This window comes from Fulvivirga sp. (assembly GCF_040220315.1).
GTDB lineage: Bacteria > Bacteroidota > Bacteroidia > Cytophagales > Cyclobacteriaceae > Fulvivirga.
The window spans coordinates 1-8,797 of the sequence record NZ_JAVJUY010000111.1 but is presented as its reverse complement, the minus strand read 5'-3'; the positions used below and the strand labels follow the sequence as shown (position 1 = coordinate 8,797).

7 protein-coding genes are annotated in these 8,797 nt (G+C 36.3%); 6 read left to right on the top strand and 1 reads right to left on the bottom strand.

Features of this window, described 5'->3' with window-relative positions; all coding sequences use genetic code 11:
* A partial coding sequence (locus RLO81_RS05150) for a DUF4442 domain-containing protein (protein ID WP_350108189.1) occupies positions 1-331 on the bottom strand: 331 nt, incomplete at its 3' end.
* A gap of 95 nt (positions 332-426) precedes the next feature.
* Between RLO81_RS05150 and RLO81_RS05145 the strand changes: the two genes are divergently transcribed.
* The 6 genes from RLO81_RS05145 to RLO81_RS05120 form a co-directional block, all read left to right on the top strand.
* Positions 427-858: a peptidylprolyl isomerase gene (locus RLO81_RS05145; RefSeq protein WP_350108186.1), complete on the top strand. Its 432-nt coding sequence runs from the start codon at positions 427-429 to the stop codon at positions 856-858.
* 140 nt (positions 859-998) lie between these two features.
* The gene (locus RLO81_RS05140) at positions 999-2,078 is read left to right on the top strand and encodes an efflux RND transporter periplasmic adaptor subunit (protein WP_350108183.1); all 1,080 of its coding nucleotides are present in this window, start codon (positions 999-1,001) and stop codon (positions 2,076-2,078) included.
* Positions 2,071-5,130: an efflux RND transporter permease subunit gene (locus RLO81_RS05135; protein ID WP_350108180.1), complete on the top strand. Its 3,060-nt coding sequence runs from the start codon at positions 2,071-2,073 to the stop codon at positions 5,128-5,130. The genes RLO81_RS05140 and RLO81_RS05135 overlap by 8 nt, the downstream gene beginning before the upstream one ends.
* Positions 5,127-6,419 (top strand): TolC family protein, encoded by a 1,293-nt coding sequence (locus RLO81_RS05130; protein ID WP_350108177.1) that lies wholly within the window; start codon positions 5,127-5,129, stop codon positions 6,417-6,419. Before RLO81_RS05135 ends, RLO81_RS05130 begins: the two co-directional genes overlap by 4 nt.
* 100 nt (positions 6,420-6,519) lie before the next feature.
* On the top strand, positions 6,520-7,560 hold the full coding sequence (locus RLO81_RS05125) for a zinc-binding metallopeptidase family protein (RefSeq protein ID WP_350108175.1): 1,041 nt from the start codon (positions 6,520-6,522) through the stop codon (positions 7,558-7,560).
* Between the two features lie 137 nt (positions 7,561-7,697).
* A partial coding sequence (locus RLO81_RS05120; protein ID WP_350108172.1) for a circularly permuted type 2 ATP-grasp protein occupies positions 7,698-8,797 on the top strand: 1,100 nt, incomplete at its 3' end.

The window sequence follows — 8,797 nt, the reverse complement described above, 5'->3', positions numbered from 1 at the left end:
TACCAATCTCATTAATCTCTTTACGAATTTCCGATATTCTCTTTTGCGACAATTCAAATGTGCACCTAACAATACCTTTGCCTGGTTTTTTATATCGGATAGCTGCTGTTTTATCCATTACAATGTAATCCCTGCCAAGATTAGCCGTGAGTATAAACATATACCAAGGATCACACATACTATATAGTGACCCACCATAATGAATACCCACCAGATTTTTATTATACCATCGCAGCTTCATAATCACATCAAATCTTGAAAAGTCTTTGCTGATATACTTCAAACTAATACCTGTGCCTAACATTGGTGGCCACCAGTTTATTAGCTTCATTTTAGTTCTTTTACTGAGCATACATCAAAATTAGAATATCGAGGAATATAAGCGATAATTTATATAGGTTTGCCTTGTTATAAAATGAATATTAAATGAAGAAAGCAGAAATAATAACTGAAAAAGGAACCATGAAAGTGGAGTTTTACGAAAATGATGCGCCAAAAACTGTCGAAAATTTTGTGAAATTATCTGAAGAGGGGTTTTATAATGGGCTCACTTTCCACAGGGTAATACCTAACTTTGTTATCCAAGGCGGCTGTCCAGATGGTACGGGTGCGGGTGGTCCAGGGTATTATATAGACTGTGAACTAGATGGCGACAATCAATTTCATGATCGAGGTGTTCTCTCAATGGCTCATGCAGGACGTAATACAGGAGGCAGCCAATTTTTCATTTGCCACAGCAGAGATAACACTGCTCACCTAGATAGAAACCACACCTGCTTCGGTAAAGTGATAGACGGTTTAGAAGTTATTGATAAGATTCAGGCTGGCGATAAAATTGAGAAAATAACAATATCATAATACTGCTTTAAACGTAATAAAGGTCATTAGTCGATGCTAATGACCTTTTCATTTATTGCTATTGGTTATTAGTCTCTTTTTGATGAGTGGTTAAACATTAATCATCGTTTAAACATTAACTTTGTAGCGAATAAATTGATATGAATAACACCTCAAAAACAATACTTATTTCAATCATTATTTTGGGTTTGATTGCATTTATCGTTTACCCTAAAGTAATGAAAGAAAAAGCCATTGAAGAAAACGTTCCTTCTTCCCAATTGCCACAGCTATTAGAAGTAAATGCAGTTGTTGCAAAAAGTCAGAAGCTAGACAATGACCTCCGAGTTACGGGCTCTTTAACTTCTAATGAATCTGTTATTTTGAAACCAGAAGTTTCAGGGAGGGTAATACAAATAAACTTCAAAGAAGGCCAAAGAGTAAAGAAAGGTCAACTACTCATAGCGCTGGATGCAAGCGAAGTGCGTGCTGAAATCGAGAAGCTCGATTATACAAAAAAATTAAACGAGGATAATGAGTACCGGCAAAAGCAATTATTAAAAAAGGAAGCCATTAGCCAGGAGGAATATGAAATGGCCCTAACCACCTTAAACACTACTCTTGCAGAAATAAAAGTAAGGGAAGTACAACTTCAAAAGCATTTAATAAGAGCACCATTTGACGGGATTGCCGGATTAAGAAAAGTGAGTCCTGGTAGTTATATAAGCTCATCAGATGAGTTAGTCACTGTATACAGCATCAATCCTATCAAAATTGATTTCTCTGTTCCTGGTAAGTATGCTGCACAGGTAAATGTTGGTGATAAACTTCAATTTCAGGTAGATGGATATGACAATGAATCTTTTCAAGGAAGTATATATGCAATTGAGCCACAAATTGATCCTACAACTCGTTCAATTAATCTGAGGGCAACGAGTGCCAATGAAGAAAATAAACTACTACCAGGCCAATTCGCAAAAATACGTTTAACCATTTCTACTTTTGAAGAAGCCATACTCATTCCAACTGAGGCAGTTATCCCTGAACTCAATAGTAAAAAAGTATTTGTTAGTAAGAATGGCAAAGTTGAAACTCGTGAGATTGAAACTGGTATTAGAATGAGTAATAATATACAAGTTACAACTGGGTTAAATAATGGCGACACAGTAATAACTACTGGCATCTTACAATTGAGAACAGGTATGCCTGTAAACTTAAACCTGACCCCGCTTAATGAGTAGCTTATCAAGTATTAGTATTAACAGGCCTGTACTCGCCATTGTCATGTCATTACTGATCATGATTTTAGGAGTAGTAGGCTTTAATTTTCTTGGAGTACGTGAGTACCCAAGCGTAGATCCTCCTGTAATTACCGTATCTACCACCTACCCAGGTGCTAATGCCGAAATTATAGAAACTCAAATTACAGAACCTCTGGAAGAATCCATCAATGGTATCTCTGGTATTAAATCACTGACATCTACATCAAGGGATGGTCGCTCAACCATTCGGGTAGAATTTGGAATTGATAGTGATTTGGAAGCTGCTGCCAATGATGTAAGGGATAAAACATCTCAAGCCGTACGAAGCCTGCCTCCAGACGCTGAACCTCCGGTAGTATCAAAATCAGATGCCGACAATTCCCCAATTATGGGAGTGCGGGTTTTTAGTGAAAATAGAAATCTATTGGAGATATCTGAACTGGCAGAAAACCTATTTAAAGAGAACTTCCAAACTATATCAGGAGTATCACAGGTAGATATATGGGGCGACAAAAGATACTCCATTCGTTTATGGATGGATCCTGATAAATTAGCGGCCTACAAAATCACTCCGTTAGATATACTAAATGCTGTTAACACACAGAATCTTGAGCTGCCATCAGGGAGAATTGAAGGGGCATCGACTGAATTGTCAGTAAGAACACAAGGAAGGCTTAACAGCCCGGATGAATTTAATGATTTAATTGTTCGTGAAGATGATAATGGTGTAGTGCGCTTTAGAGATGTCGGTCGGGCAGAATTCTTTCCTGAAAATGAAAGAACGGTATTGAAAAATAACGGTGTACCGATGGTAATTGTAGTTTTACGGCCTCAGCCTGGTTCTAATAACCTGGAAATAGCCAAAGAATTTTATTCAAGGCTGGAAGGAATAAGAAAGAATCTTCCTGCCGATATAGAAACGCAAATATCATTTGACAATACACAATATATATCAGACTCCATTGATGAAGTGGAACAAACCATTTACATCGCCTTTGGACTTGTAGCATTAATAATTTTTGCTTTCCTCAGGGATTGGAGAACTACGTTTATACCTATTATAACCGTACCTATAAGCTTGATAGGCTCATTCTTTTTAATGTATGCTTTTGATTTTTCTATTAATGTTTTGACCCTTTTAGGAATCGTCTTGGCTATTGGTCTAGTAGTAGATGATGCCATTGTGGTATTAGAAAATATCTATAGTAAAATTGAAGGTGGGCAAGATCCTGATGAAGCTGGTAAAAATGGTGCAAAGGAGATATTTTTTGCTGTTATAAGTACTACGGTAGCCTTAACTTCAGTATTTTTTCCTATCGTATTTCTAGAGGGATTAACAGGGCGGCTGTTTAGGGAATTTGGAGTAACGGTTGCAGGCGCAGTAGTAATATCAAGTTTCGTTGCACTAACACTCACGCCCATGTTGAGTGCTAAAATGTTAAAGAAACGCGAGAAAAAACAGTGGATTTACACCGTATCAGAACCTTTCTTTGATTGGCTCAACAGAACCTATGGTAATTCATTAAATACATTTATGAAATATCGTTGGCTCTCGTTTGTGATTATAGTTTTTTCTGCAGTGGGTATTTATTTTCTTAATGCGAATATCCAGGAAGAAATGGCACCAACAGAAGATCGTGGTAATTTCAGAATCTATGCCACCGGCCCAGAAGGAGCAACGTTTGAATACATGGATTTTTACATGGATCAACTTACTGAATTAATTGAAGAAAATGTTCCGGAAAATGAAACCATACTCACAATCACATCACCGGGTTTTGGTGCTTCATCGAGTGTTAATTCTGGTTTTGCAGTAGTTAATCTGGTAGACGCTGAAAATAGAGAACGCAGTCAGGAGGAGATTGTAAACGCATTAAAACCAGTAGTTGCACAAAATACTAGAGCTAGGGCATTCGTAACTCAACCACAAACCATTGGCGACAGGCGGGGTGGTTTACCTGTGCAGTATGTATTGCAAGCGGGAACGTTAGATAAGTTGAATGATGTGCTACCAGCCTTTTTAGAAGAAGCACAAAGTTCAGGAGTTTTTGATTTTGTTCAAGTTGATCTAAAATTCAATAAGCCAGAAATAAGTATTGAAATAGACAGAGAGAAGGCACGCGATTTAGGCGTCTCAGTTAGAAATATCGCACAAACATTACAGCTGTCGTTAAGTGGACAACGTTTTGGTTATTTTATTAAAAATGGTAAGCAATATCAAATTATAGGTCAGGTAGAAAGGCAGGATAGAAATGATCCGCTTGATCTGAAATCAATTTACGTACAAAATGATAGAGGAACGCTCATTCAGATGGATAATTTGGTTACACTTACAGAGCGCACTACCCCACCCCAGCTCTACCGTTACAACCGGTTTGCTTCAGCCACTGTTTCAGCCTCTTTAAGTGATGGTTATAGTTTAGGAGATGGGTTGAATAAAATGGACGAAATATCGCAAAAAGTATTGGATGGTTCTGTTTCTACAGCTCTTGCAGGCACATCCCTGGAGTTTAAGCAGAGCTCAGGAAACCTCTACTTCGCTTTTGGCTTTGCACTTGTTCTTATATATCTCGTTTTGGCTGCACAATTTGAAAGTTTTAGAGATCCGTTAATTATTATGTTCACTGTCCCATTAGCCTTAGCAGGAACACTCTTATCGCTCTATTTATTTGGAGAAACCATGAATATCTTTAGTCAGATTGGAATTATAATGCTTATTGGTTTGGTAACTAAAAATGGTATTCTGATCGTAGAATTTGCAAACCAAAGAAAGGCACAAGACATGAGCATTGATGACGCAATAATAGGTGCTGCAAAATCAAGGTTTAGACCAATACTAATGACGAGCCTCTCCACTATTCTGGGTATTTTACCAATAGCATTGGCACTTGGGGCTGGTTCAGAAAGTAGGGTTTCAATGGGAGTAGCCGTTATTGGAGGCATGATGTTCGCGACAATACTAACGCTGTATGTAATTCCAGCTATCTACTCATACATTACAAGCACACAAAAACGAATGGCAAGAATATGAGGAACATTCTTCTAACTATTCTACTACTTATAACTATCAGTAGCTGGGCACAACAAAAACTCACACTTGAAGGTGCCATTGAACTTGCCCTGGAAAATAACTATGGAATAAAAATTGCCAGGGGTACTCAACAAATTGCTGAAAACAATTACAGCTTAGGTAATGCTGGTTTTTTTCCAACAATTACACTCGATGCCAATCAGAATAATTCAAGAGTAAACGGTGAGCAAATTGTTGGTGGTGATGTTAGGGATATAGATAATCAAGTAAATAAATCAACAACAATAGGCGGGAACATCAATTGGACGCTTTTTGATGGAACAAGAATGTTTGTGAATTATGATATTTTAAAGTCACAGAATATTCAATCACAGGAAGCTCTTGATTTTGCCATTCAAACCAACATTTATAATGTAGCAACTAATTATTATTTAGCAGCACTGGAAAAAGAGCGATTAAAATTACTGCAAAGTAACCTTGAACTTTCAGAGGAAAGACTAGCAATAGCAAAAGATAAATATGAATTAGGCAAGGGATCCAAATTAGAGTACCTGCAAGCACAAGTTGATTTTAATACTGATCAATCGAATATACTAAGCCAAAAACAAGTTTTAGAGAATCAAAAACTGGAGTTGGTTAGGCAAATGAATATAAAAGGTGACGCCCAATTTGAGTTGGACAACACCTTAACATTTGATGCTGACATCACGCTTGACAATTTATTGAATGCCGTTGAAACCAACAAAGAGTTAAATGTGCTCGAAAGAGCCAAAGAAATTGCTGAACTACAGGAAAAAGCAGCTAAAGCTGACAGGTTACCAAACCTTTCAGTATTTGCAGGATATAACTATTCTGAAACACAGAGAGCGGTTGGTTTCTCATTCGAAAGTTCAACAACTGATCTATCCTATGGCTTTAATGCAAGTGTTACTCTTTTTAATGGATTTAATATTAATCGGGTTATTCAAAATAATAAAATCAACAAAGAGATAGCAGAATTAAGCTATGAACAACGAATGTTTGACCTTGAAACGTCAATTCGGCAGCAGTTCCTTAGCTATCTAAACAGTATTGAATTAATAAACATAGAAGAGAAAAACGTTGCTGTCGCAAAGGAGAATAATGATATCGCTAAAGAAAGATATGATATTGGTCTATCCAACCCTGTCGAATATCGTGAGTCACAAACCAATTTGATTGCTGCCGAAACAAGAAAGCAAAATGCTGAGTTTTCCGCCAAATTGGCAGAAGTTCAACTTAAGTACTTAGCGGGAATACGTTTAAAATAGTATCTAATCAAATTTTAATTGCTCAATTAACTTACCAATTGCTAGAAATGGACTGGTATATTTGCGCGATTTAACAATAGTTATTTCATAGCCATTACCAATGAAAATTTTTCAATGTGGCAATTGCCACCAGCCACTATTTTTTGAAAACCGTTCCTGCCAATCATGTGGATATCTGTGCGCTTATAATGACGCTTCAAGGAAAATGGTCAGTTTCCCAAAAAATGAAATCACTAGTATTCTAAACGGCTCTTCTCAAGATGTAAAACTCTGCAAGAATTATGAATTAAAAGTGTGTAATTGGTTAGTTACAAATCATCAAACAAACGGTTATTGTAATGCTTGTACATTAAATAGAACTATACCTAATCTGGTAAGTGATGAGATTATTAAAAAATGGAAAAGATTAGAATACGCAAAACATCGACTCATTTACCAACTTCAGCGATTAGATTTGCCCCTACCAAGTAAAACAGTCTCGCACGAAACAGGTTTATGTTTTGACTTTATAGTTAAAGGTGATAGAAATATATATACAGGACATGCAAATGGTGTAATAACAATTTTATTAGCAGAAGCCGATTCTGTAAATCTAGAAAAAGTCAGAAAACAGCTTCTAGAGCCTTACAGAACTTTAATTGGTCATTTTCGGCATGAGGTGGGCCATTATTTTTGGGAAAGATTGGTACGGTCTGATGATAATATTTTGAAAGAGTTTAGATCGTGTTTTGGGGATGAACGTCCTGATTATTCTGAAACACTAAATGAATATTATAAAAGTGGACCTAGGCCAAACTGGAAAGATGATTTCATAACTAAATATGCATCTTCACATCCATGGGAGGATTGGGCTGAAACTTGGGCTCATTATCTACATATTATTGATACGGTTGAAACAGCCTATAATTTTGGGTTAAGTGTTTCGCCCGTTTCAGAATATTCAGAGCACATGAATACCAAAATTGATATAGACCCTTATATTGCCAAAAACTTTAAAACTTTAATTGAATCATGTGCACCGTTATTCTTTGCAGTAAATAGTATTAATAGGTCAATGGGTATTAAGGATGTCTATCCATTTATTCATAACCCAAGTGTGGTGAAAAAATTAAAGTTCATTCATGACATGCTACATCCATAGCCAAGGCAATATTAATATCAATCTTATATTATTTAGCAAAGCCTGGTTTTAGTTAAGATAACTCCTCATTTAGTACCCATTACTCCTTTTTATTATGTAATTTTTAAGGCATTCTTTTTAACAAAAACTACACGAATTTGCTATTTGATAACTATCCATTACAAGAGCATTTTGATGAAATGTTTGATGCACAGGGAAACTGTAGGTTAAACTATTCAGCACTTAGGGAAAAGCTAAATAAATATTCTAAAAAGAAGCTTAACCAGTTACAATTCAGTACTGATAAAGCTCAAAAATCGATGGGTATGACTTTTAACGTTTACCACGACAGTAAAGGAATAGAGAAAATTTTACATCTTGATTTAATCCCAAGAATTATAACTGGAAGTGAATGGAAAGTAATAGATGAAGGACTACAGCAAAGAATAGAAGCTATTAATTTATTCTTAGATGATATCTATAATGACCAAAAGATATTGAAAGATAAGATCGTACCTAAGGAAATGATCTTGTCGAGTAGTGATTACCTGGATCCATGCATGGGGTTAAAACCACCAAAAGGTATATGGTGTCATATTACAGGCAGTGACATTGTCAGAGATGCCAAAGGCCAGTTCTTTATTTTGGAAGATAATTTAAGATGTCCTTCAGGTGTATCTTATCTATTGGAGAATAGGGAAATTATAAAACAAGCCTTCCCTCAATTGTTTGCTAGTCTTGGAGTCAGGCCTGTTTCTGAATATCCTGGAAAATTATTGAGTATGCTGCAATATTTAAGTGATAAAGAAAATCCGACAGTAGCAGTGCTTACTCCCGGAATCCATAATTCAGCTTATTTTGAACACTCATATCTCGCTCAGCAAATGGGTGCTGAGTTAGTTACAGGTCAGGATTTGATTGTAGAAAACAAGAAAGTGTATATGCAAACTACTGATGGTTTGCAACAGGTAGACTCTATTTACAGAAGAATAGACGATAAATTTATTGACCCTTTGGCCTTCTATAAGAATTCTTTATTAGGAGTTCCGGGTTTGTTTGAGGCATACAAAGCCGGAAATGTTGCAATAGCGAATGCGCCCGGCACTGGTGTAGCTGATGATAAAGCTGTTTATACTTATGTTCCTAAAATCATTAAATACTATCTGGATCAAGACTCAATTATTGAAAATGTACCGACCTATATGTGTTCTGAAAAAGACGATTTAAAATATGTTTTGGAAAATATAGCTGATTTGGT

Excerpts from the sequence above, each read along its gene's own strand:
- RLO81_RS05145 (WP_350108186.1), top strand. The coding sequence starts at position 427 with ATGAAGAAAGCAGAAATAATAACTGAAAAAGGAACCATGAAAGTGGAG.
- RLO81_RS05135 (WP_350108180.1), top strand. The coding sequence starts at position 2,071 with ATGAGTAGCTTATCAAGTATTAGTATTAACAGGCCTGTACTCGCCATT.
- RLO81_RS05130 (WP_350108177.1), top strand. The coding sequence starts at position 5,127 with ATGAGGAACATTCTTCTAACTATTCTACTACTTATAACTATCAGTAGC.
- RLO81_RS05140 (WP_350108183.1), top strand. The coding sequence starts at position 999 with ATGAATAACACCTCAAAAACAATACTTATTTCAATCATTATTTTGGGT.
- RLO81_RS05125 (WP_350108175.1), top strand. The coding sequence starts at position 6,520 with ATGAAAATTTTTCAATGTGGCAATTGCCACCAGCCACTATTTTTTGAA.